This window comes from Bacteroides sp. ET489 (assembly GCF_030518095.1).
Classification (GTDB): Bacteria; Bacteroidota; Bacteroidia; order Bacteroidales; family Bacteroidaceae; genus Bacteroides; species Bacteroides ndongoniae.
Window position 1 is genome coordinate 49697 of sequence record NZ_JAULLJ010000005.1, and the last position, 21620, is coordinate 71316.

Consider the following 21620-nt stretch of genomic DNA (forward strand, 5'->3'; position numbering starts at 1 on the left):
AATAGGATTATGAAAAGAAATACTGACAATATGGAAATCAAACGTCGCAGTACATTTGCGATACTGTTTTATATAAACCGCACCAAAGTCCGTAAGGATGGAACGTGCCAGTTGCTGTGCAAGATAAGCATAGATGCCAAATGGGAACAGATAGGAACGAAAGTATCCGTCAATCCGGCCATCTGGAATCCTGAAAAAGGACGGGCTGACGGCCGCAGTGAGAATGCCATTACCGTCAACCGGGCTATTGATGATCTGACCAAAGAAATCAAGGAGCATTACAGGCGGATTAAGAACAGTCTGGGATTTATTACGGCAGAGCAGGTAAAGAATGCCGTGATGGGAGTCGGTCAGAAACCGCTAACTCTGCTGGCTCTTTTCAGAGAGCATAACGAGGAGTTTAAGAAACGTATCGGTGTGGATCGTATAAAGGAGAGTTATGATTCCTACTTACGTTCATATAAGCACCTTTCGGCTTTCGTGCAGGAAAAACGCGGCGTAGAGGATGTACTGCTACGTAGTCTTGACCGTGTGTTCTACGATGACTTTGAACTTTTTCTCAGGACGGACAGGAATTTAAGCCCGAAGAGCGTGCATGAACATCTTTACAGGCTGAAGAAGATGACCATGCGGGCTGTCAGCCAGGGAACAATCCGCCGTGATCCGTATTGTCGCCTTCATCCTGAACTGCCCAAACGGAAAAGTCGTCATCTAAAGCTGGAAGATCTGAAGACACTGCTTACAACACCTGTCGAGAAGCCACAGCTTCAGTTTGTAAGGGATATGTTCATCTTCTCCACTTTTACCGGACTTGCCTATACGGATTTGAAAAAATTGAGGGTAAATGATATTACCCAATCTGAAGACGGTTCATGGTGGATCCATATCCATCGCCAGAAAACAGGAACACTGTCTTCTGTCCGATTGCTGGATATTCCGTTGAAGATAATAGAGAAATATCGGGAACAGAGAAAGGATGACAAGGTCTTCAATCTGTATAGTCGTACGTATTTCATTATGCTCGCCCACCAGTTGGGTGAAGTTTACGGATTTGAACTTACATTTCATAAGGCACGACACAATTTCGGAACCCATATAACCCTTTCATTGGGTGTTCCAATCGAGACAGTCGGCAAAATGATGGGGCATATGCGTATTGAGACCACGCAGCTTTACGCCAAAGTGACTGACAGGAAAGTGGACGAGGACATGAAACGGCTGAAAGCAGCCGGAATGGATCGGATTCCTGGTCTGTATGAAGAAGATGTTATTGTCAGGAAACGAAGAAGGAGATTCGGATACCAATTGTCCGACAACAAAGAAACGACCTTGTAAAGAGGCCGTTTCTTTTACTTTTTGCTTCATACCCATCGCTGTTCTTCCCTGCATCTTTTATAAGCGTCATCAAGAACTTTTTGTATGTCTGACTCTTTGTATAGGGCTTTTCCCTGCACAAGATAGTAAGGTATCACACCGAGGGTCCGGTATTCCTGCAAGGTACGCCGGCTTACTTTCAACAGCTTTGAAAGTTCCTCGTCCGTGAGGAAATAATCACCGTGAAATGCGGGCCTTGGAGCCGTCCGTATTGCGTCTATCATGCGCTCCATGTTTTCCAGCCCTTTGAAAATAGTATCAATCCGCTGGTCTTTTCTGTTTATAAGATCGTAACTCATGGCTTTCTTTTTTGTGGGTGATAACTTGATTCCAACAGGCTTTGTACATCTTCCGGTTTGTAGAAGAACTTGTTCTTGATCCGGGTGAAAGGCAACAGTCCTTTCTCGCGATATACCTGAAGTGTTTTCTTGGATATTCGGAGAACCCCGCATACCTCCTGATTGTCCATCCATTTTTTCAGTCCCGCGTCTTTGGTCTGACTACATAGACCGATGACTTTTTTCTCAATCAGGCTGAGGCGGACAACCAATTCGTCAAAGGTCTGTTTTTCCATACATATAATTTCCATACCGTCATTTTATTAGGATTGAAGACCGAGTTCCTTTTTTATTTTCGCAGGCAGTACCTTTCCCTTTTTGTTCAGGAAGTCCTGGACTTCCGAAGCTTTGTAATAGGTACGTCCGTCAATCATGTAGTATGTGACGAGCTTCTTCTGGCGGTAGCGTGCAAGGGTACGCTTGGTAACACCAAGGAGTTCGCACATATCCTGGTTGTCAAGCAGCTTGTCACCTTCAAGGGCGGCCGTCTGCCTGTTCATGCGGTTCAGTCTGTCATCTATCCTGTCAAACCGTTCCATTATCTGATGGAGCATCATCTGGAATGTCTCCCTGTCTATCTGTATCATAATGAATTCTGTTTTTAGTGTAATAATTCCATTTTTTACACCGTGTTGCGCAACAGGTTTCATTATGATATAGGCCAAAACATGGACCAATGCAGCAATACACACCCACATAAAAATATATCCCACTGGATTACAGTGAGATAAAAAATAGAAATTCAAAAAGACATGTTTGGGTAACGTTGCAGAAACATTGCAGTTGCGAGAAGCTATTGCAATGTTTTGCGATATATCAGGCGGCAAATACCGTTACGGAAACTTTTTGAGGAGTGCAGATTCCAGGAGCAGGAATCAAGAAAATCAGATATTCGTATTCCATGGCCGGAAATTACAGGCAGCATGTAGATGACAATTTCGTCGGGAAGGTGATATACAGACAGTCTGCGTAATATTTCCGTATCTTCACGTTCGGATATTATTGCCTGGAATATGGAATCAGAGGAAGTGGTATCCTTGAAACAGATAAGATCGACCATCGGGTAGTCAGGAGCTATGGAAAATGTGCCGTGCTGTTTCCAGAGAAGGAATCCATTCCTGTCTTCTCTTATCCATTCCATCAGCCTGTCATCATCCGGGAAGTAACCGTCAATGGTCATTGCGAATACGATCTGAACTTTTGCCATACCTCTATCTGTTATAAATAAAAGCGTGAAACTCACGCTGTTTCGGACGGAGGCTCTGACAAAGCCCAATACAGAAACTTGCATGAGCTCACGCTATTTTTAGGCATAGCATAAGCTGCACGCAAAAGTCTCTGTATTTTCGAATTTGTCAGATTCCCGTCCGAGACGTCTTGCGACTTATGTATAATAGGCGACAGCCGCTTTGCGGCGTCGTCATATTTTATTTCAAAATACAGACATGGCCAATAGACCAGTCTGTTACAAAATTAGTCATTTTGCCGGAATTACAGGCAATTCACTGCAAAAAATATTCATTTCAGCCCATATTTGTTCATCTTACGGTACAATGTAGCAAGATTGATGCCGAGCAGTTCTGCCGTTTTTTTCCGGTGGCCGCCTGTGGCTTTGAGAGCCTTGATGATGGACAGTTTTTCTTCTGTCATGCCATCATAATAGACAGAATTTGCAGATACGGTATTCGTATTGATGCTGATATCCATGCACTCCGGTTCGATGACCGGTTTTTCTGTCAGCAGCACGGCCCTTTTTATCTTGTTCTGCAACTCCCTGATGTTCCCCGGCCATTCGTAGGAAAGGATAAGCTGCTGGGCTTCTATGGAAAATCCTTCAGTATCCCTTCTCAGTTTGGTGGAAGATTCTTTCCTGAAAAATTCCGCGAGTGGCAGAATGTCTTCGGGACACTGGCGTAATGGAGGTTGCGTTATCTCAAATTCTCCCAGTCTGTGATAAAGGTCTTCACGGAAGCGTCTTTCCGCTATGGCTTTGGGAATATCCTCGTTCGTGGCCGCAACTATTCTTACATCCGCATGTCTTTCCTTGCTGTCCCCTACAGGTATGTACGTGTTTTCCTGCAAGACTCTTAAAAGGACAGACTGTACGGAATAAGGCAGCGTCCCTATTTCATCCAGGAACAGTGTCCCTCCTTTTGCAAGGTCGAAATATCCCTGTCTGGCTGTATCAGCTCCGGTGAATGCCCCTTTTGCATGGCCGAACAGAAGTGAAGCCGCGAGTTCCCCGGGAATGGCTCCGCAGTTTACCGCGACAAACGGAGCTTCATGCCTGTCGCTGTAGTTATGTATCATCCTCGCAACCGATTCCTTACCGGTGCCGTTTTCCCCCAATATCAGTACCGACATATCGGATGGAGCGACCAGTTTTGCCTGTTTTTCACATTTTACGGCTTGTGCGCTTGTCCTTTTGAACAGATGCTTTTCACCGTTCCAGACAGCGGACATGTGCTTGAGGAATGTATCCACAAGTTCAAGGAGTTGTTCCCTGTGAACCGGTTTGACCAGATAGTCCTTTGCTCCGAGTTTGATCGCACGCACCGCGTCAGGATAGGAAGCGTATTCGGTCATCACCACAAATGGAATATGAATGTGTTCCCGGTTTATCCATTCAAGCAGTTCTATGCCATTTCCTTGAGGCAGTCTTACATCTGAAAGAATCAGGGCAATATTTTCGGCTTTCAGTACTCTTTTTGCCGCAGGTTCATCCATGGCGGTTGTGACAGCATAGCCGCAACGTTCAAGCCAGTCCCTTTGCAGTTGGGACAAGGCTACGTTATCTTCAACTATCAGTATTTTCCTTTTCATTTTCCTGTCTGATTAAACTGTATATCTCATTTTCTGCTGCCGAGACAAGTCTGTCAAGGCTGGCTGTTATTTTCAAGGTCCATTCTTTCATGACCTGATCTCCGGAGCTGTCATCGTGGACAAGGTTTCTGTATTCTTGCAATTCTTCTGCAATTCCGAGCATTTCCCACATGGGAAACATCCGGTGTATTATCTCCTTTATCCGCATTCTATCCTTATTTCTTATTGCTTCCACAAGTTCTTCCTTGTTCGCTTCGGATTCTTTTACAAGCATTGTCAATACCTTGCGTTTGTTTCCGGAATCCGATATGAGCGACCTGAAATCTATTGATTGTGATTCAGGCTTGTTCATCTTTTCCATAATAGAGGACAGGAACAGAAGCAGTTCCGGGCTTGAAAAAGGCTTATGGATACATCCGGTGAAACCAGCCTTGATGAAATTCTCCTTCTCTTCATCTCCTCTTGCAGTCATGGCAGCTATCGGAATGCTTCGTGAACTGCCAATATTGGAGTTGCGCAGCAGATTGAGCAGACTGAAGCCGTTGGTTCCCGGCATTTGTATATCTGTAAGTATCAGATCATAATCCTCTTTTCTCAAAAGACAGACCACTTCTTTTACATTTTGGCAGGCATGACAACTGACTCCATTCCTTTCCAGGATGTCGCGTGTTATTTCCATCTGGACAGGATCGTCTTCCACGACTATGATACGGTGTGGAAGTCTTTTTGCCGGATTTGGAAGCGTTGTGCATTTTTCCTCAATTGTTTCTGATGTTTCTTTCAGCGGAATGCTCACCTTGAATGTACTGCCTTCTCCGATTTTGCTTTCCACGGAGATATTTCCTTTCAGTAAGGTTACGAGTCCTTTTGTAATGGAGAGGCCAAGTCCGAAACCTTCAGGACAAATCTCTACTGCTGCCCTTTCAAATGGAGAAAATATGCGTTTTAAGGTTTCTTCGCTCATGCCGATACCTGTATCCCTGACTGTTATTGTCAGAATATCGTTTCTGAATATGGCAAAGAATCCAATAGAACCGGATTCTGTAAATTTTATGGCATTGGACAGCAGGTTGCCGATTATCTGCTCTATGCGGTCCGCATCGCCGGTAACGGTAATGTCGGTTCCGATAAAGTCTCCGGATAGCATTATTCCCTTGTCATTGGCGATGCGTCCATATTCTTTTTCGATGTCTGAAAGGAAGGTATTCAAGCGGAATGGAATTTCATTTAGAGTTTCCTTGGCCTCATTCAGGCGTGACAGGTCCAGAAGGCTGTTTACCAGCCGCATGATATGTCCAGTAGAGCTCAGGATGTTGTTCAGATAGGAATTTCGCCGTTTTCTGTCTTTGGTATCCATTGCCAGCTCTGCACTTCCCCGGATGGCATTTAGGGGGCCCCGAATGTCATGAGAGAGCGTGATGATAATCTTTTTGCGTATCTCCAGCATTTTACGGTTATGCAGGTCTGAGTCCTCAAGTTCTTTTCTCTTGCGGTGTTTTCTGTGTATATCCCTTGTTATGAATATGGATAGGAACAAGGCACATAATAAGGCTGCTGATGATATGATACATATTGTGTCGAATGCTTCTTCCCTAAGTTCAGAAACCCTTTGATGCCGTTCTGCAGTACGCTCCAGGGCGTCTTTTTCTAATTCATTGATCAGTCTGGAGATGTTCCGGTTGAGAATATGGTTCTTATGCTCAAGAGAGTCCGCGAGTGATTCAAAAAGCCGATTTTGCCTTTCCAGTACCTCGTACATTTCATCCCCGAACTTTCGGATGTTATGGGCGTTATCGGTTTGTCCGGTTTTTTGCTGTACTGATGTTTCTGTTTCCTTCTGTTTCCTTTTCCGGGGAAAAAGGCGGCTCAGAAAATTTTTCTTTTCAGGTTTCGGCGGTTCCGTATGTAATATTGTAGCGGAAGAAGTCATTTTTCTTTCCAGTACCGGAAGCTGACTTGAGAGGATACTATCCATCTGTGTGAGTACGGAAGGGATATTCTTCAAAGAACGGATATGGTCATGCTTTTGATTGAGCAGGAACTCGACTGTATCAATGCGTGCCTGCTGAAGGGAGTCGGTATATACTTTTCTCAGTTCATCAAGCATGAAGAAGACCCTGTTCTCTTTTTCATTGTACTCTTTTTGGTCCGATATGTCACGCAGATATGCCGATTCGTTGTCCAGAAAGAGTGAAACAAGCGCTTTGAATGTCCTGCTGGTCAGTTCCCGTTGTGCAAGCATTGCGTTCTCTTCCGCTTCTGCTTCCGCAAAAACCTTTTTTTCATGCCATAAAGCAGCGATGATTCCTATAACCAGCAGTGTCAGGATAGTGTAACCGGCAAATATTTTTATTAGCAGGGAACCCGAAGGTTTTATTGGATTTTCTTTTTTCGTTTCCATAACCTTGTATCGTGATTTTTACAAAGTTACGGAGGTGACGATGAAGTGATGTTCTGATTACTAACGGATTTTTTCTGATTTTTATCGGACTGTGTCGGCAAGCAGTTCTTTTCTTAACTGCAAGGGAGTTTTGTTAAAATTCCGTTTGCAATAGTCGGAGAAGGTTGACTCTGACTTGAAGCCGTTGTTTTCCGCTACCCGATATAACGGTATCGCCGGATTTTTCAGCATTCCTGCTATTCTCTTTTTCTTCCTTTCACGCAGCCATTGTGATACGTTCATGCCGAATTCACGCTTGAACCGTTCCCGGAATACGGTATTCGACATGTGGCATTTTTTCGCGAGCTCCTCTCCGGTCATATTTGCTGTAACCCGCAAAAGGACTGTTTCTCTGAAACCTGCTCCCTTGAAATCCGGGATATATTTTTCTGCAAGACGGAAATCGGATTCGGTCATGAAAGAATCGTTTGTTTTCATGTGCCGTTTGAATTCGCTGATGACATTTCCGGCCATAAGGTTATACAGGAAGTTCAGGTGCGGATATTCTTCTTCCGGGCTTATTGCATGAAGAATTTTAGCACAAACCAACAGGCCGTGGGCATTACGGTTTTTGTATTGGTACATGTAGGTATCGATTACGTAGCCGAGCACTCTGTTGTTCCGACAGAAACTTGCCAGTATGTATAGCGCGGTTTCAGTCTTGTTTTCAAATGAAGGGGCCGATTGTAGTTTTCTCAGTTTTTCTGTCAGCCATATCATGGCCTGTATGTTCTCGGACAAAGGTTTCAGGATGGTCCAAGTCCGTGGAATACGGATATCTGTCTGCCGGACAGCTTCGGCAACTTTGAGTACCCATTCCTCCCATTGTGTCCGGAATGAGTCGTGTTTAAGAGATTCTATAAGTATGTATTCCATGATTCGTAAGTTTCTGTGCAAAAATAAAATTTCCTGTATGACAGAGCAAATAATGGTTACCGAAACTTTTTGATTCTGTGCACTTTTCGTTAAATTTGCAAACGGCAGATGCCGTTGTTTTCTTAAAAGTATTATTATGGAATGGTTTGAAAAGGTCAAAGAATTCATAACCGGTTTCCCGCAGTTGCTTCAGACAAGCCCGAGGTACGGTTATCTGATAGTGGCGGCAATACTGCTGCTGTGGCTTTTGGGTATAATTTGCGGATGGAAGTGGACCTATACACGTCCGGGCAGCTGGGGCGGGAGTTTCTGGCTGGAAACACTCGGACCAAAGGCTTTCCGTTTTTGGCTGGGGGTGATCCTTGCCGTCGGGATAGGACTGGCTTTGTTTCTGTTCTCTATTTCCGGCAAGTAGCTGAACATTCTTTCCTCAGATGAAACCTGTAAACATAAAAAAGAGATTGAGTATGAAAACAATTCCAATTATGACCTTCTTCCTGTGTACGGCGATGTATGCCCAGGCACAGCTTAACATCGTTCCCAAGAGCGATGAACTGAAAGAGTACACGGTGACAAATGCCCTTCCCTATGACAGCCTGACGAACGTGGAGAAGCGGAGTTTCGCTTCCCTTCCGGGACAGACCCTGTACATGCACGGGGCGAGAAATGACGGGGACGGCTACTGGGATGCCTTCTACACGTCCAACTTCCTTGCCGGGGATGACCGGACGGTGTACAAGGCGGTCAATATCAGTTCGACCCCCGCTAAAGAGGTGGTCGGAAAATATTACGAGGTGGTGAAGGTCTGGACCAAGACAGACTACCTGTCGGCAGGATGCTGCCTGCTGCTTCGTGAGAAAGAAAGCGGAGAAGAAATGTATTATAACCCGTTCAGGTATCCGCTGAGCATGACCTGTTTAGGGTATTATGAGAAACTGAAACGCTTTGTCGGGCAGACATTCCTGTCGCTTGCCAAGGCCGTGGAGACCGAGGACGGCCAGGTCATCACCCCGGCTGAAGGTGCGGAGTATCGTTGTGTGGACGTCGGCCTGAAGATGAACAGTGACGGGGCGTTTCTGCTGATGGAGGGTGCTGACGGTGTACGAGTGGAAGCATTTCCTATAGGCGGTGATGAAGTGTACGAGTTTGTAAGCACGGCACGTATTGCTCAACTGGAAAAACGGTACGGCAAGAAATACGGGAAGCTGATTGCCTTCCGCAAGGTCGATACCGGCATGACGAGGGAAATGGTCATCTCCGCATGGGGTGAGCCATACCACAAATCGGAAGTCAAAAAGGAAGGCAGGACTCTGGAGACTTTGCGCTTTTCCGACGACCGCTGTGTGGAACTGCTTGACGGGAAAGTACAGTATGTGCACGTCTATTGAACGGAGGCGCATCTTTGCCTGTAAAGTCCCAGGCGAGAGTTGCGTTTATCGTTTATTAACAGACAAAAGTACCAAAAAATCAGGGAAAAATACCTATCTTGCGTAACTCTATTTAATAGAGGAAACATTGTCCAAAACAGTAATTAAAAAAGAATTGATATGGACATATACCAGAACAAGCCCAGAATCAAACTTACGCCGACCGTCAGGTATGGCCGGAAGTTCATAGAGGCAGCCTTTGATGATGACAGCCTGCGGATACCTTTGTCTAAAGAGGAAGGCATTCAACTTGTGGGCGGCAAAGCCTATTTGCCGGAAGAGCACTTTGTGCTTGCGGAGTTCTTTGACCGTTATGTAAAGATGGCTTTTATCGACTATTCCTCCATCAGGGAGCTGGGGCCCAGGAAACAGGAAGACAGCCGTCCGCCTCTTCCGGAAGGTTATCAGGAGAAACTGGAGCAGGTACGGTACAGCGGACATACTGTCAGGGTTTATACATCCTATTTCCGGGATTTCCAGCAACATTTCAAAGGTCGTGACATCGGGACGATTACTTCCGGTGAGATAAATGACTATCTGCTTTACCTTATTCACGAGAAAAACATATCCTCTTGCCAGCAGAACCAGAGAATCAATGCCATCAAGTTTTATTATGAGAAGGTACTCGGACAGGAACGCCGATGCTACAAGGTGAACCGTGCAAAACGGGAAAAGACACTGCCCGACGTGTTAAGCAAGGAAGAGATAAAAAAGATACTTGATGTGACAGCGAAAGACCTGCGCTTCTTTTGTGTGTTTTCCATACTTTATTCCGCCGGGTTGAGAATCAGTGAACTTTTGAATTTGAAACCCGGAGACATCAGTGAGTCACGTTTTATGATCCGGGTGCGACAGGGAAAAGGCAGGAAAGACCGCTATACCCTGCTGTCCAAACCATTGATGAAGAAGTTGGCAGAATATAATCGTCTGTACAGGCCGAAAGTGTGGTTCTTTGAACGCAGGCCGGGAGAGCCTTTCACGGAAAGCATCATATCGAAACGTTTGAAGGCTGCCGCACTTGAAGCCGGTATAATGAAACGTATTTATCCTCACCTGTTACGTCATTCCTTTGCCACGCATCTACTGGAGCAAGGCACTGACATTAAGATTGTAAAAGAGCTTATGGGACATAACAACATTAAGACAACGGAAAGATATGTACATATAGCTGATACATTCAAAAGCAATATCAAAAGCCCGTTGGATGACCTGTTGACAGAAGAGGAATAGATATGATACTTAGAAAAAATAACAGCCAAATCGGCTGATAGCATAACATTAATCGCTTAAAAGAAAAAGAACGAAATATGAAAAAGGACATTACTTACTTTGGAGAAGTGGAAATTAACTCTCCTCAAGAAACAACCGAAGGTTCGGTTACAATCGACAATCACCAAATAGAATTAGACCTGAATTTCTATGATGGTGTGCCGGAATATGACTGGGTTGCAGAATATGAAAACTATATCAAGGACTTGGAACAACATAAAGCCGATGTGGAAGCAGCCATTCGTGCCGATTACGAAGATGGAGGCGATGTAAAGGAATATGTTGATTTTCATCTTGAAGAATTGGACACTTCTATAATTGATAAGGTTTTAGTAGGTACGGATGCCTCTAAATCCAAAGAAGAAAGATTATTGACTGCCTTAAAATTGAAGCGTATTGGTTTCTATCCCGGCAACGAAAACTATGCCGTATGGGATTATACCATAGGACGTGAGATTGCCGATATGGTGGTGGTTATCAACACTGACAAAACGGGCAAAATCAATTATGTTACATGGGAGAGTTGAAATGCGATTAACAAGCGGATGAATCTCCCGAAAGGTCGATTATTCGCCGGACATTATCCGCAATAAATAAAGAAAATAGATATGGAAAAAGAAAAGAAAATCGAAAAAGCTAAACAAGTATTTAGGAAAATGCTTGTTGACGAGTACGGTATAAAATCAGCCGACCAGTTTTTCTCTACCGAAGGCGAGACAATGGCTGAAATATATGAGAGTATGAAAATTGAACAAGAAAATTTCAATCTTACAGACGATGAATTGAATAGTCTTTTAGATTCAATTTTTGATTAAATGTAAATGCGGATAACACGCAGATAAGCAACTTGTTAAAGTTGCTATCTGCATCCCATTACCAACTTAAGAAAATCAATAAATATGGTCAAGTACAAACTAACAGTAGATGAACCGTGGGATTTCAATCATAATGGTAGTAATATTCTTTATGGTATAGTGGTAAAGCAACTTTCTCCTACGTTTCTTCTTTTCAAATCTGACAGCTTTTTAGATTTTAATGGACAAAAAAGCTGTGTTCTAATTTTGAAGCCCAGATATGAAAAAGAGTATTTTAATTTAGAAACTAATGGTGATGTTATTGTAGGTGGTGCTTTATGTTTAGAAAATGAATACGAAGAAAAAAATGAAGAATATTTAATATCACATAGCCAATATATGCTTATTGGGAGAATTGAAAAAATAAATGTTGGTAACAATCAACTTAACTGCTAAATGCAGTTAGCTGAATCCCATTATCAACAATTAAACAAGAAACGCAATGACAAAAGAAGAAGCATATATTTTATTAAGTTTTCATTCTTGTAGAAACAATGATATAGAAAATGAGAAATGGGAAAATGGCTTTCTTGGCTTACTTCGTCCATTTCGAGGAAAACTATATGAGTGTAATTTTATGGAGATAATGGAATGTCTTAAAGTTCTTGCGGATGATTTTATGAAGCCGACAATCAATCAAACCCTAATAAGTGATGTGTATAGCATTATACATTTAGGCAGGAGATGGATTGTCGGGGCTAATTTTGTCTCACAAGAACAGCAAAAGCAAATTATTGAATGGATTGATATAATACAAGATTGTTTCTACTACCTGTTAGAAGGAGATGTTGATACTGCGTTTCTTGAATATGAAGAATATAAAATTGATAACAAGGAAAGCTAACTCCTAAACGGCGTTCCTTTCCAACCCATTAATCGCTTAAAAGAAAAAGAACGAAATATGAAAAAGGACATTACTTACTTTGGAGAAGTGGAAATTAACTCTCCTCAAGAAACAACCGAAGGTTCGGTTACAATCGACAATCACCAAATAGAATTAGACCTGAATTTCTATGATGGTGTGCCGGAATATGACTGGGTTGCAGAATATGAAAACTATATCAAGGACTTGGAACAACATAAAGCCGATGTGGAAGCAGCCATTCGTGCCGATTACGAAGATGGAGGCGATGTAAAGGAATATGTTGATTTTCATCTTGAAGAATTGGACACTTCTATAATTGATAAGGTTTTAGTAGGTACGGATGCCTCTAAATCCAAAGAAGAAAGATTATTGACTGCCTTAAAATTGAAGCGTATTGGTTTCTATCCCGGCAACGAAAACTATGCCGTATGGGATTATACCATAGGACGTGAGATTGCCGATATGGTGGTGGTTATCAACACTGACAAAACGGGCAAAATCAATTATGTTACATGGGAGAGTTGAAATGCGATTAACAAGCGGATGAATCTCCCGAAAGGTCGATTATTCGCCGGACATTAGCTGCTGAAGAAAGAACAAATGAAGAAATGGAGTAAATTGCAAAAGGAACTATATCTGATAATTGATCCAACGATTGATTTTCAGATTCACTGTGTCGCTTATCCAATGAGAAGCCGATATGGTAATACAGATTTGCCCCGTTATTGGATTACGCTGGGTAAAGAGATAATTTTTGATTACCCCAAACAGTTTGTCACGCCTGATGGTAGAATACGCAACTTCAAGCCACATGGGATAACAAAAAATTACCCATATAAAAATGACGTGTCAGATATATCCGATTTAATACGGGAATATATAGATACACCCGTTTCGGAAATTGTGACAAAGCATTTTGAAAATGACTATTGGGGTTTGGCAAATATCCTTCGTGCGGCTGACAGACGTATCGGACAGCGTAGATTGGATAATTTGCGTCGCAGAATCAAAAATCAGGCGGCTCAAAAAATTTTGGAATTAAGAATTAAAACCACAGCAGCTAACAAACAGCAAACCGACTGAATAAGCGGAACGCTGTCAAACATTATCGTCATTAAAATAAAAACGAACATGGAGAAAGGAATAAAAAGAATTGAGCAGAATGGTGTTCACGTTGCATATCTTACTTGTCCTCAAATCAAATTGAACAAGTATAAAGATGCAACCATGTTATCGTTGTGGCATATTAAAGGCAACTCAATGGATTTTATTTTGGATATGCCCGAATTGCAAGATATCAGGATGTATGCGTGTAAATTCAATGACTATACAGCATTAAACAAATTGGCACATCTAAAGAGATTATGTATTAATGGTATTGCCACAAAAGAAGAGCAAACATTTGATTATATAGCTAATCTTTCTCCTTTAGAAGAACTAATCATTTGTAACATAAAACCGTTTAGCAAATTCCCCAATTTATCGAACTTACATAGTTTATATTGGTTATTTATTTGGGAATGTAAAAATTTAGTTGATATAAAAAACATTGCCGATATTCCTAATTTGCGTGTATTTGATTGGTGTTGTTCTCAATTAAAGCCTACAGAATTGGAATTTGTAATGCAAAAAGACAGTATTCAAAAAGTTGCTGCTCAATTTGGAGGCAAGAGGTTAAATGAAGAATTTAAATCATTATTAATGAAGTACAATTTATGACGATAACAAGCGGATGAATCTCCCTAACGGTCGATTATCCGCCGGACATTAGCTGCAAAACAAAAAGTAAAAATAGTATGGAAGAAGTAAAAAACATGACAGGATGGAATGCAATAACAGACACATTCCTAAAACTATATCCAAAGCAAACGGAACCACTACATTTCGCTCCATTGTTTTCATACAGACTTGGAGGAGATCCGTTAGATAATATAAATGTGTATGAAAGTGACGATTTCTTTCATTTTGTATCTTACGGATTGTCTGAACTTTATGAAAAAGAATCCGAAGATAAGGAATATAGCGGTTACGGTTTTGAATTTACTTTGAAATTAAAAAAATCGTCTTTGAACAATGTCCAAAATGAGTTAGAATGTGTTTGTGGCATCTTACAATCCTTGGCAGGAGAAACGTTCTCAAATGGTTCTATATTCCAACCTTTTGAATATATCTATACTGGTCAAACGAATGGAATTGACTCAGAAGGATTGTCTGAATTAACAGGTTTCGTTACCATTCTTGATGAAGCTGGAGAAATTACAACCCCAAATGGAAAACTCCAATTTGTCCAGTTGGTTGGTGTAACTAATAATGAACTTCAACAAATAATGGACAAACGATTAACTGTTCAAGAATTAATAACTCAATTAGGGCATTCCATAACTGATTATAAAAGAGGAAGTATAGTGTAACAAGCAGCTAACAAGCACCTGTGCCACCTAACGGCGGCAAGCTGCATACCATTATCAATCAAAATTAAATTATAATACTATGTACGAAAATTTAAGTGAGAAACGGAAACAAGAGTTGGACACATTGAGAGAATGGGCAGTTTGCGCTGGAGATGATTACTATTTTTCAATGGATCAATCCGACTTTGAAAAGAGTATGAAAGATTGCGAAAATGAAGAATTTTTTAAGGCATACTCACGCCAGCGAAAAATTGGAATGGAAGAATTTGCCAATGAAATATCAAGGCAAATAACATCAATTCACAATTCAGAAGAATTACATTATTTACTGGAGAGCTATAACTACGATGATGGCAATTGGACTATTATGCAGTGTATAAGCCATCCATGCTGTGATATACATACTGCACGAATGGTATATTGGCTATTAAGTCCAGATTACTACTATGATAGTTATACAGACCTTGAACACGTTCCCGATTCTGACATAAATGAAGGAACCCCCAAAGTGCTGAAATTCATTGAAGAAAAGGTCCTATCAAAAGGGTTCGTACATAGTTTAACATCTGAATATGAAGATGAAGAAGTGCCAAGCTCGAATGAATATACTGGTAGGATACCAGATTCCTTATTCGCAGGCAAAGATTGATAACACGCACCTCAATCGCCACAAATGGCGATTAGCTGCCGAACATTACCCACAAAATAATGAAGAAAATGGAAACAGGAAAAGAATTATTTGAATCAATAATGAACTCATGCCCCAAAAAGAAGGTAATGAGTTTGTGCAAAAAGTTAATAAAGAAATGTTCATTTAATAGTGGAACAGACGCTGAAAATCTATGCCACTTAGCTTATCGTCTTTTTGTGTATGGGTATATTGAAGAAGCTCTTGCGGTTTGTCGCTATACTCATGATGTTCCTTTTCCTGGGAAAGGGGGATTTAATGTCTGGGATTTCATTTTGTTTATTTGGGGATTGGAAGTTTTTCTCTTGCAAAAGGAAGAAAGATACGAAGAAGCCAATAGAAGAGTAAAAGAAATAGACTATATTCATATACAACCAGTAAATTTAATTTGTGAGACTCCAGAAGAATGCAGAAAATTTGCAAATGAACTGTATCAACATTTTTGCTATCCAGATGTGTTAGAACGTAAGAAAATTGAAGAAAGTAAACAAGATGCGAATGATTATAGATTTATCGCACTCTTCCATATGATAGGATATGGTGCAACTGGGCTTTATCCAAATCTATCAGCACATTGGGAAGAATTACAGAAGAACATAAATAACTATGTTTCCATTCTCTCAAAAGAAAAATGAATTATGTGGGTAACAAGCGGCTCAACCTCCCCTATAAGGTCGGTTAGCCACCAAACATTATAGTTTCGTAATAAAAATAGGTGATATGATATTTATACTTGAACCATATATATCAGTAGGCGACATCAAATTTGGTATGAGTCGCGAAGAAGTCGAAGGTCTCTTTGCAGAGAAACCGAAATTTGAACATGTTGATTTTCTTAAAAGGCAACATTTAGGCTGGAATAGTTTTTCTGTAATATTTAAGAAAAATCAAGTAGAGGAAGTTACATTCACTCCTGATGGCAGTCACCAAGTCATTTGGAGTGATATTGATATTCTCAATGATGCTCAAATTGTTAGGAAGCTAAATAAATTTGAAAAAGCATCCAAAACATTGGATAGTAAATTATACTTTTCGTTAGGAATAGCCCTAATAGGAAATGGTAAAGATAGAACACTTTCAGTCTTTTCAAAAAAGACAGAAAAGGAATGGAAGAAATCGGTTATCTCTTCAAATAAATAATGAAACTATAACATACACCTCAATCGCCCAAAATGGCGATTAGCTGCCGAACATTAGCATCAAATAAAAAAGAATGAAAACAATAAAAGAATTGCTTGATGAAGTCATTGATTTAGAAGGTAAGGTTCAAATAAGCCAAGCTATCGACTTTCATAAGGGAGTGCCTACCCTTGAAAAAGGAGTTTATAGAAATGTCTCTCCTATGTTGAAAATCAGGTATGGGGCATTTGGTAAATGGATTAATGCGACACATGGAGATTGGCTTGATACAAAAGAAATGGAAAGTCTATGGAATGAAGATGAAAAGGATGAACGGTTGATAGGAATTGTACGCGACATAAAAGCTTCAAAGGATTATTGGGAAGACCATGCTACTGGACTATTTGCGCCAAACAGAATTTCCATTTTTGCAGCAAGCGATAATGGCTATGAAATGATTTGCCTAATATGGTTTGACGGTACAGAAGAACCGGAATTATGGGTATATGATTGCAACGGTGAAAGTCGATATAAAGATTTAGCTGCTTATTTGCAAGCATATATTGATGATGATGTATCAGCTTCTGAAGTAAAGTGGAAATTAGCTGATATGTGATTCTTTTATTAGAAGTGATGCTAACATACACCTTAATCGCCCAAAATGGCGATTAGCTGCCGAACATTATTCACTCTTAAAGTAAATATTATGAATAAGCAAGAACTTTTTATCTGGTTTTATACAGCGCGGGCTCAAGAGTCCAAGTTGTTTCCTTTATATGAAGATTATTGGCTTTCGGATAAGTACTGTCCTAAAAAACAAGTACCTATTTTAGGAGATTGGGTAATGTATTATCCACCTAAAGATGGATTTCCAACATATGATACACGATTTAAAATGCCTGAAATTTTGTATTTGCATATCAAATCAAAAGTGCAGCCATCATTTGATTGGTTTCCTCAAAATTATAAATTAAAAATCGTATCTGAAAGTTTTTTAAACTTTATGATTAGCAATCAACTTTATGGCCGATTTGAGGCAACTGAATTGAAAGTATTTGGAAAAGATGGGAAAGAATTTATTGATAAAAAATTTTTCGTAATAAGGATTTGTGAGTTTGATGATAATAAGTTTGACTTCCATATAGAAAATAAAAAAAGAGCAATTGGATGTAATAAATATAACTATTTCCTTTATCCTGATATGCAATTAAAGAATTACAATGACAAGCAAAATATTTTTTTTCTTAACGAATTTTGTTATCAAAATAGTATAATATTAACTACAGATGGGAAAGATTATGTGATGCAAAATTTTAATCGTCCTGAATTATATAAATTAGAAGATTACAGATTTGTTTGGAACAATCGACACAATGTTGGTCAACTTCCAGAAATGATAAAATGAGTGAATAACAAGCGGCTTAACCTCCCCGAAAAGGTAGGTTAGCCGCCAAACATTAGTTTGATTTTTAATATGAAAGCAGAAGAATTACGAATAGCAATAAGAAATGTATTAGAACAAGGGGTTATTTCAACTTTGTCTAAATATGGATACAGCTGGAACAAATCTAAGATGTGTTTTCATCGTAAAGTAGGAGATTTCAAGCAAACGATTCTTATCAATTCCTCTGTTAATCCTCGATTCACTAATGGCATAGGCTATATAAGTTTTCATTTATTCTATAATTCGCCAAAAATTGAAAAGATGGCTTCTGTTCTGATAGATGCCAAAACAGATTTTGAGAAAGTTGGAAATGTTCTTAATATTAATTCAGGTTTTATTTCTGGAAAAGGGGCTGTATCGTTTGACTTGTTATCATTAGATGATCTTCTAAATGTATTTAATCTTGATAATATGCCATTCAAGGAAATATTAAGTTTCCTTAATGAAAGAACAACAATCCAGGATATACTTATGGATTTTGAGAATAATAAAGACTATATTTGGTGGAATTATAAATATCATTCTATCCTTATAATAATTACGATGTATTATATCACTGGTAATGAGAAAAAAGCTAAAGAGCTCGCTATATCTTATTATCAAAATGATAAATGTGGAAGATGGTATAAGAATGTATTACGATATTTCGAAGAATCAAATAATTTTCAAACTAACAAACAGCAAACCGACTGAACAAGCGGAACGCTGCCAAACATTAGCTCTTAGAACTGCATAATTATAAGTAAAATATGAATGCGAAGAAGATTAAATTATACTGTATAAAAGAAGATTATTTTATCTTAGACAAATATTTTAAGGAAAAGCAGATATCTATATCAGCAATGCCATTGGCAGGATTTAATTTGAGACCCATACAAATTAGTGACTTCAGTGAGAATGATTGGAATAGAGTAATTGTGTACAAAGAAAAGCATACAGTAGAAATTGAAGAAATAGAATCTGCTGTGTCTGTTGAAAAGATATTTACGCCTAATTTTATGATTAGTGATATATTGACTTTTGATAGAGCATATATTGATGTGGCAAATAAAAAGATCATAGGAGGAAGTATATCTGGAATTACAAAATATTTGGTAAATGGAGCATTAGTTCCTAAAAGCAATGAATTCTTAAAATGGCAAAATGCCTTTTATCTTTGGATAAAGAGAAATTTTGTAGCTGTAAAAATTGACAATAGTCATAATGTTTATGTGTCTGAAAGAGTACGACAGATGATAGATGATGGGTATATTTTGGAGTAATTGGGATTATAGAGAATATCAGTGTGAAAATATACAACTTAACCTCCCCAGAAAAGGTCGATTATCCACCAAACATCATACAAACTAGTAAAATGAACGTATGGAAGTATATTTATATTAAGTTTTATAAATTTCGTCGATGGGGGTTGGGTAAAACACTCGGAGAAGATTATGCTGCAATGTTGTTTGTGGCCTCCTTTGATGTGCTTTTGTATTTTGGGATATTAATACTTATCGATAAATCTGTGGATAAAGTATTATCAAAAGAATACGAACCATTGTATTTCGCATTTTATATGTTAGGGATGTTAACCATTGAACGGCTTCGCAACCGTACCATGTGTAAAAACGGGGCCTTTGAGCGTATAAAGGAGGAAGTTGAAAATGAACCTCAAAAGCTGAAATGGAGTATTTTGTCCATTCTATATATGATTTTTGTGGTCTTTTTTTTCTTATTTTGCTGTTATATCGGGAAATACGGGTTATGACCTGCTATTTTGCGAAAGGAAATAAGATAAACGGAAAACCTTATGAGGAAACAGGGATATACAGAGCAAGAACGAAAGCGACGTTATTATTTCTTCGACTATCTGTTCTGGTTGGGAGAAATAACATGGGAGAATTATCACAAGGTCAATTTCAAACAGCCCAGAGGAAGTGATATGCTGTGGGCCTGTATCGTGCTTTTTATATTCATACCGCTTCTGGCCATAGCCGGTCTTTTCCTTCATGACTTGGCATACGAGGTGTTTGGAGTCATTCTTGTAATCGTGTTTTCCGTTTCTGTCATCATGACAGACCGCTTGTTCGGCAAAATATACCCGCCTTCCCGGCGGAAAGCGGTCATGCAGCATTATGCGGGCTGTAAGTTCAGTCCTTTCCGACGTAACCTGTTCTTTTTCTCTCTCTATTTACTGGGTATTCCCGCAATGGTTTTATTAGTAACCGCACTGAAATGGATAAATGAAATACTCAAATGACAGAAGGAAAGAACATATTCAGCCGATTTTTCCGCATGTTGGTGATGCTGCATAAAATTCCTTATGCGCATTTCACGGAATGGAACAATAAGAGGAAGCACAAGGCGTTAGCTGCCGGAGTATATTGCCTGAGCATCATCCCGGAATATGTTCTGTTGGCCGGCACATTCCTGGCAGCAAGGGGGCAAGACGGGTATGTGCATCTGGTAAACGTGCCGCAAAAGATTATCGTCTATGGTCTGGTGGGCCTGGCGGTGCTGCTGTCCGCCATCCCTCTGGGATTTTTTGACGATAAGAAGATATGCAAGGAAGTCCGTCAGGAACTTCGTAAGCGTCCCCGTTACTGGAAACGGGCGTTAGCGGTCTATTGGGCGGTTATCGTAGCAATAGTGGTAGTTGTGAACATGGCGTTTCCCATGGCCTCGGAGAATACAGTTCCTGCGGAAAAAGAGCAGGTCGAAGTACCACAAAGTTACAGGGATTATCTTTCACTGCATTTCAAGATAGGAGCCCGTCAGGAAGCACCCAATGAAGCCTTGCAGCGTCAGATCGACCAAGACGAACGCACGACCCGATACGGGCAACCGGTCTATGCGATGCAGGTACGGGCAACAAAGGGGGATATGGACGGAGGGTTCCGTGCAAGGTTGTTGAACCATGCCACCATTGATGAAATCAGGGACGGCACACGGAAGTTTGCCGAATGCACATGGGGCAAGGGATATACGTCTGACAGCATAAGGATACTACTGACGGTATGGTATGAAATGAAGAAAGTTGAACTTTGTCCAGTGGACAGTCTGGAATGGACTGAAGATACGGGGTTCTAAGTACAGATTTATCTTGATTTCTTCCACATTATTGCATGACAATCAACCGATTTCGTTACTTTTGTCCTATATGAATGGAATGTTTCTGAAATACATCTGTTTGGTATTACTAAATGGAATATGGAGAAAAGAAGGCATAAATATAATCAGGAAAGGAAGGAAGCATACAAGCAAAAGCCCTTCATCAAACCTCCCCGAATCTCATTCTGGGACAATATCTTCTATTGGTCATGGTGTTTGGCCAAACATGGCCTGCCGCACCGTACTTTTGCGACTGTTACAGTTATGCAGTATGTCTATGTCGTGTTGTTCACTGCTGTCATACTCAACTGTCTTGACAGTCAGACTACATGGCATCTGTATATTCTCCACAAGTCAAAGGGGATATTGGGCTATATCCTTGTTCCGTTTGTCATATTGATTCTGGTAAATGGACGAATCTACAAGGAAAGCCGCTATGAAAGGTTGAAGGCGGAGTTTGACCGGATGGAAAATTCAGAGAAGAAGAGGCGCAGAACCATATTTTGGATTTTTACAGGTATCACCCTGCTTGCCGGATATGTGGCATACAGGCTGTTCTGCCGTTTTAACATGCAGTTCCTGCTGCCTTGACATTATCA

Annotated in this window: 30 protein-coding genes; 23 read left to right on the forward strand and 7 right to left on the reverse strand. The window is 40.3% G+C overall.

Annotated elements, in window-relative coordinates; genetic code table 11:
• The first annotated feature begins 9 nt into the window (after window positions 1-9).
• Window positions 10-1335: a site-specific integrase gene (locus Q3C19_RS04100; RefSeq protein ID WP_022161962.1), complete on the forward strand. Its 1326-nt coding sequence runs from the start codon at window positions 10-12 to the stop codon at window positions 1333-1335.
• A gap of 26 nt (window positions 1336-1361) precedes the next feature.
• Here the strand turns inward: Q3C19_RS04100 and Q3C19_RS04105 are convergent, their stop codons facing one another.
• From Q3C19_RS04105 to Q3C19_RS04135, 7 genes are all read right to left on the reverse strand, one after another.
• Window positions 1362-1673, reverse strand: coding sequence for a helix-turn-helix domain-containing protein (locus Q3C19_RS04105; RefSeq protein WP_022161963.1), 312 nt, complete (start codon window positions 1671-1673; stop codon window positions 1362-1364).
• Entirely contained in the window at window positions 1670-1963 is a 294-nt protein-coding gene (locus Q3C19_RS04110) for a helix-turn-helix domain-containing protein (RefSeq protein ID WP_022161964.1), read from the reverse strand. The genes Q3C19_RS04105 and Q3C19_RS04110 overlap by 4 nt, the downstream gene beginning before the upstream one ends.
• A 12-nt stretch (window positions 1964-1975) precedes the next feature.
• A complete protein-coding gene (locus Q3C19_RS04115) occupies window positions 1976-2299 on the reverse strand; it encodes a helix-turn-helix domain-containing protein (RefSeq protein ID WP_022161965.1) in 324 nt (107 codons plus the stop codon).
• Between the two features lie 206 nt (window positions 2300-2505).
• Entirely contained in the window at window positions 2506-2919 is a 414-nt protein-coding gene (locus tag Q3C19_RS04120) for a hypothetical protein (RefSeq protein ID WP_147332580.1), read from the reverse strand.
• Window positions 2920-3230: 311 nt separating this feature from the next.
• Window positions 3231-4535 (reverse strand): sigma-54 dependent transcriptional regulator, encoded by a 1305-nt coding sequence (locus tag Q3C19_RS04125; RefSeq protein WP_289540158.1) that lies wholly within the window; start codon window positions 4533-4535, stop codon window positions 3231-3233.
• On the reverse strand, window positions 4510-6936 hold the full coding sequence (locus tag Q3C19_RS04130) for an ATP-binding protein (RefSeq protein ID WP_302727439.1): 2427 nt from the start codon (window positions 6934-6936) through the stop codon (window positions 4510-4512). The genes Q3C19_RS04125 and Q3C19_RS04130 overlap by 26 nt, the downstream gene beginning before the upstream one ends.
• Window positions 6937-7017: 81 nt before the next feature.
• Window positions 7018-7851, reverse strand: coding sequence for a helix-turn-helix transcriptional regulator (locus Q3C19_RS04135; RefSeq protein ID WP_289540155.1), 834 nt, complete (start codon window positions 7849-7851; stop codon window positions 7018-7020).
• A 136-nt stretch (window positions 7852-7987) separates the two neighbouring features.
• On the opposite strand from Q3C19_RS04135, the gene Q3C19_RS04140 reads away from it, so the two are divergent.
• The 22 genes from Q3C19_RS04140 to Q3C19_RS04245 all read left to right on the forward strand — a co-directional run bounded on the left by Q3C19_RS04140 (window position 7988) and on the right by Q3C19_RS04245 (window position 21612).
• Entirely contained in the window at window positions 7988-8266 is a 279-nt protein-coding gene (locus Q3C19_RS04140; protein WP_122116005.1) for an immunity 17 family protein, read from the forward strand.
• Window positions 8267-8318: 52 nt separating this feature from the next.
• Window positions 8319-9239, forward strand: coding sequence for a hypothetical protein (locus Q3C19_RS04145; RefSeq protein WP_289540151.1), 921 nt, complete (start codon window positions 8319-8321; stop codon window positions 9237-9239).
• Window positions 9240-9398: 159 nt separating this feature from the next.
• Window positions 9399-10508 (forward strand): site-specific integrase, encoded by a 1110-nt coding sequence (locus Q3C19_RS04150; RefSeq protein WP_289540148.1) that lies wholly within the window; start codon window positions 9399-9401, stop codon window positions 10506-10508.
• A gap of 77 nt (window positions 10509-10585) precedes the next feature.
• Window positions 10586-11074 carry a DUF2004 domain-containing protein gene (locus Q3C19_RS04155; protein WP_289540838.1) on the forward strand — a complete coding sequence of 163 codons (489 nt, stop codon included), beginning with the start codon at window positions 10586-10588 and terminating at the stop codon, window positions 11072-11074.
• Window positions 11075-11155: 81 nt separating this feature from the next.
• Window positions 11156-11362 (forward strand): hypothetical protein, encoded by a 207-nt coding sequence (locus Q3C19_RS04160; protein ID WP_072545523.1) that lies wholly within the window; start codon window positions 11156-11158, stop codon window positions 11360-11362.
• An 84-nt stretch (window positions 11363-11446) separates the two neighbouring features.
• Window positions 11447-11797 (forward strand): hypothetical protein, encoded by a 351-nt coding sequence (locus tag Q3C19_RS04165; RefSeq protein ID WP_117615763.1) that lies wholly within the window; start codon window positions 11447-11449, stop codon window positions 11795-11797.
• Window positions 11798-11843: 46 nt separating this feature from the next.
• The gene (locus Q3C19_RS04170; protein ID WP_009126119.1) at window positions 11844-12245 is read left to right on the forward strand and encodes a hypothetical protein; all 402 of its coding nucleotides are present in this window, start codon (window positions 11844-11846) and stop codon (window positions 12243-12245) included.
• Between the two features lie 57 nt (window positions 12246-12302).
• Window positions 12303-12791, forward strand: a complete 489-nt coding sequence (locus tag Q3C19_RS04175) for a DUF2004 domain-containing protein (protein ID WP_289540838.1) — start codon at window positions 12303-12305, stop codon at window positions 12789-12791.
• A gap of 75 nt (window positions 12792-12866) precedes the next feature.
• Entirely contained in the window at window positions 12867-13349 is a 483-nt protein-coding gene (locus tag Q3C19_RS04180) for a hypothetical protein (RefSeq protein ID WP_135960028.1), read from the forward strand.
• Window positions 13350-13397: 48 nt separating this feature from the next.
• Entirely contained in the window at window positions 13398-13985 is a 588-nt protein-coding gene (locus tag Q3C19_RS04185) for a hypothetical protein (RefSeq protein WP_289539826.1), read from the forward strand.
• A gap of 77 nt (window positions 13986-14062) precedes the next feature.
• Entirely contained in the window at window positions 14063-14677 is a 615-nt protein-coding gene (locus tag Q3C19_RS04190; protein WP_071148903.1) for a suppressor of fused domain protein, read from the forward strand.
• Window positions 14678-14756: 79 nt separating this feature from the next.
• Window positions 14757-15326 carry a DUF4274 domain-containing protein gene (locus tag Q3C19_RS04195; protein ID WP_289539828.1) on the forward strand — a complete coding sequence of 190 codons (570 nt, stop codon included), beginning with the start codon at window positions 14757-14759 and terminating at the stop codon, window positions 15324-15326.
• Between the two features lie 68 nt (window positions 15327-15394).
• Window positions 15395-16000, forward strand: coding sequence for a DUF6707 family protein (locus Q3C19_RS04200; RefSeq protein WP_289539829.1), 606 nt, complete (start codon window positions 15395-15397; stop codon window positions 15998-16000).
• 85 nt (window positions 16001-16085) lie between these two features.
• Window positions 16086-16505 (forward strand): hypothetical protein, encoded by a 420-nt coding sequence (locus tag Q3C19_RS04205; RefSeq protein ID WP_289539830.1) that lies wholly within the window; start codon window positions 16086-16088, stop codon window positions 16503-16505.
• A gap of 73 nt (window positions 16506-16578) precedes the next feature.
• Window positions 16579-17100, forward strand: coding sequence for a hypothetical protein (locus Q3C19_RS04210; protein WP_117685424.1), 522 nt, complete (start codon window positions 16579-16581; stop codon window positions 17098-17100).
• Between the two features lie 90 nt (window positions 17101-17190).
• Window positions 17191-17889: an Imm43 family immunity protein gene (locus Q3C19_RS04215; protein ID WP_289539833.1), complete on the forward strand. Its 699-nt coding sequence runs from the start codon at window positions 17191-17193 to the stop codon at window positions 17887-17889.
• Window positions 17890-17958: 69 nt separating this feature from the next.
• Window positions 17959-18621: a hypothetical protein gene (locus Q3C19_RS04220; RefSeq protein ID WP_139247597.1), complete on the forward strand. Its 663-nt coding sequence runs from the start codon at window positions 17959-17961 to the stop codon at window positions 18619-18621.
• Window positions 18622-18677: 56 nt separating this feature from the next.
• Window positions 18678-19190 carry a hypothetical protein gene (locus tag Q3C19_RS04225; RefSeq protein ID WP_289539835.1) on the forward strand — a complete coding sequence of 171 codons (513 nt, stop codon included), beginning with the start codon at window positions 18678-18680 and terminating at the stop codon, window positions 19188-19190.
• A 92-nt stretch (window positions 19191-19282) separates the two neighbouring features.
• Window positions 19283-19678, forward strand: a complete 396-nt coding sequence (locus tag Q3C19_RS04230; RefSeq protein ID WP_289539837.1) for a hypothetical protein — start codon at window positions 19283-19285, stop codon at window positions 19676-19678.
• A 42-nt stretch (window positions 19679-19720) separates the two neighbouring features.
• Window positions 19721-20170 carry a hypothetical protein gene (locus tag Q3C19_RS04235; RefSeq protein ID WP_289539839.1) on the forward strand — a complete coding sequence of 150 codons (450 nt, stop codon included), beginning with the start codon at window positions 19721-19723 and terminating at the stop codon, window positions 20168-20170.
• Window positions 20167-21000 carry a hypothetical protein gene (locus tag Q3C19_RS04240; RefSeq protein WP_289539841.1) on the forward strand — a complete coding sequence of 278 codons (834 nt, stop codon included), beginning with the start codon at window positions 20167-20169 and terminating at the stop codon, window positions 20998-21000. The genes Q3C19_RS04235 and Q3C19_RS04240 overlap by 4 nt, the downstream gene beginning before the upstream one ends.
• A 120-nt stretch (window positions 21001-21120) precedes the next feature.
• Window positions 21121-21612, forward strand: a complete 492-nt coding sequence (locus tag Q3C19_RS04245) for a hypothetical protein (RefSeq protein ID WP_289539843.1) — start codon at window positions 21121-21123, stop codon at window positions 21610-21612.
• Window positions 21613-21620 lie beyond the last annotated feature (8 nt).

Excerpts from the sequence above, each read along its gene's own strand:
- Q3C19_RS04100 (WP_022161962.1), top strand. The coding sequence starts at position 10 with ATGAAAAGAAATACTGACAATATGGAAATCAAACGTCGCAGTACATTT.
- Q3C19_RS04105 (WP_022161963.1), bottom strand. The coding sequence starts at position 1,673 with ATGAGTTACGATCTTATAAACAGAAAAGACCAGCGGATTGATACTATT.
- Q3C19_RS04110 (WP_022161964.1), bottom strand. The coding sequence starts at position 1,963 with ATGGAAATTATATGTATGGAAAAACAGACCTTTGACGAATTGGTTGTC.
- Q3C19_RS04115 (WP_022161965.1), bottom strand. The coding sequence starts at position 2,299 with ATGATACAGATAGACAGGGAGACATTCCAGATGATGCTCCATCAGATA.
- Q3C19_RS04120 (WP_147332580.1), bottom strand. The coding sequence starts at position 2,919 with ATGGCAAAAGTTCAGATCGTATTCGCAATGACCATTGACGGTTACTTC.
- Q3C19_RS04125 (WP_289540158.1), bottom strand. The coding sequence starts at position 4,535 with ATGAAAAGGAAAATACTGATAGTTGAAGATAACGTAGCCTTGTCCCAA.
- Q3C19_RS04130 (WP_302727439.1), bottom strand. The coding sequence starts at position 6,936 with ATGGAAACGAAAAAAGAAAATCCAATAAAACCTTCGGGTTCCCTGCTA.
- Q3C19_RS04135 (WP_289540155.1), bottom strand. The coding sequence starts at position 7,851 with ATGGAATACATACTTATAGAATCTCTTAAACACGACTCATTCCGGACA.
- Q3C19_RS04140 (WP_122116005.1), top strand. The coding sequence starts at position 7,988 with ATGGAATGGTTTGAAAAGGTCAAAGAATTCATAACCGGTTTCCCGCAG.
- Q3C19_RS04145 (WP_289540151.1), top strand. The coding sequence starts at position 8,319 with ATGAAAACAATTCCAATTATGACCTTCTTCCTGTGTACGGCGATGTAT.
- Q3C19_RS04150 (WP_289540148.1), top strand. The coding sequence starts at position 9,399 with ATGGACATATACCAGAACAAGCCCAGAATCAAACTTACGCCGACCGTC.
- Q3C19_RS04155 (WP_289540838.1), top strand. The coding sequence starts at position 10,586 with ATGAAAAAGGACATTACTTACTTTGGAGAAGTGGAAATTAACTCTCCT.
- Q3C19_RS04160 (WP_072545523.1), top strand. The coding sequence starts at position 11,156 with ATGGAAAAAGAAAAGAAAATCGAAAAAGCTAAACAAGTATTTAGGAAA.
- Q3C19_RS04165 (WP_117615763.1), top strand. The coding sequence starts at position 11,447 with ATGGTCAAGTACAAACTAACAGTAGATGAACCGTGGGATTTCAATCAT.
- Q3C19_RS04170 (WP_009126119.1), top strand. The coding sequence starts at position 11,844 with ATGACAAAAGAAGAAGCATATATTTTATTAAGTTTTCATTCTTGTAGA.
- Q3C19_RS04175 (WP_289540838.1), top strand. The coding sequence starts at position 12,303 with ATGAAAAAGGACATTACTTACTTTGGAGAAGTGGAAATTAACTCTCCT.
- Q3C19_RS04180 (WP_135960028.1), top strand. The coding sequence starts at position 12,867 with ATGAAGAAATGGAGTAAATTGCAAAAGGAACTATATCTGATAATTGAT.
- Q3C19_RS04185 (WP_289539826.1), top strand. The coding sequence starts at position 13,398 with ATGGAGAAAGGAATAAAAAGAATTGAGCAGAATGGTGTTCACGTTGCA.
- Q3C19_RS04190 (WP_071148903.1), top strand. The coding sequence starts at position 14,063 with ATGGAAGAAGTAAAAAACATGACAGGATGGAATGCAATAACAGACACA.
- Q3C19_RS04195 (WP_289539828.1), top strand. The coding sequence starts at position 14,757 with ATGTACGAAAATTTAAGTGAGAAACGGAAACAAGAGTTGGACACATTG.
- Q3C19_RS04200 (WP_289539829.1), top strand. The coding sequence starts at position 15,395 with ATGGAAACAGGAAAAGAATTATTTGAATCAATAATGAACTCATGCCCC.
- Q3C19_RS04205 (WP_289539830.1), top strand. The coding sequence starts at position 16,086 with ATGATATTTATACTTGAACCATATATATCAGTAGGCGACATCAAATTT.
- Q3C19_RS04210 (WP_117685424.1), top strand. The coding sequence starts at position 16,579 with ATGAAAACAATAAAAGAATTGCTTGATGAAGTCATTGATTTAGAAGGT.
- Q3C19_RS04215 (WP_289539833.1), top strand. The coding sequence starts at position 17,191 with ATGAATAAGCAAGAACTTTTTATCTGGTTTTATACAGCGCGGGCTCAA.
- Q3C19_RS04220 (WP_139247597.1), top strand. The coding sequence starts at position 17,959 with ATGAAAGCAGAAGAATTACGAATAGCAATAAGAAATGTATTAGAACAA.
- Q3C19_RS04225 (WP_289539835.1), top strand. The coding sequence starts at position 18,678 with ATGAATGCGAAGAAGATTAAATTATACTGTATAAAAGAAGATTATTTT.
- Q3C19_RS04230 (WP_289539837.1), top strand. The coding sequence starts at position 19,283 with ATGAACGTATGGAAGTATATTTATATTAAGTTTTATAAATTTCGTCGA.
- Q3C19_RS04235 (WP_289539839.1), top strand. The coding sequence starts at position 19,721 with ATGAGGAAACAGGGATATACAGAGCAAGAACGAAAGCGACGTTATTAT.
- Q3C19_RS04240 (WP_289539841.1), top strand. The coding sequence starts at position 20,167 with ATGACAGAAGGAAAGAACATATTCAGCCGATTTTTCCGCATGTTGGTG.
- Q3C19_RS04245 (WP_289539843.1), top strand. The coding sequence starts at position 21,121 with ATGGAGAAAAGAAGGCATAAATATAATCAGGAAAGGAAGGAAGCATAC.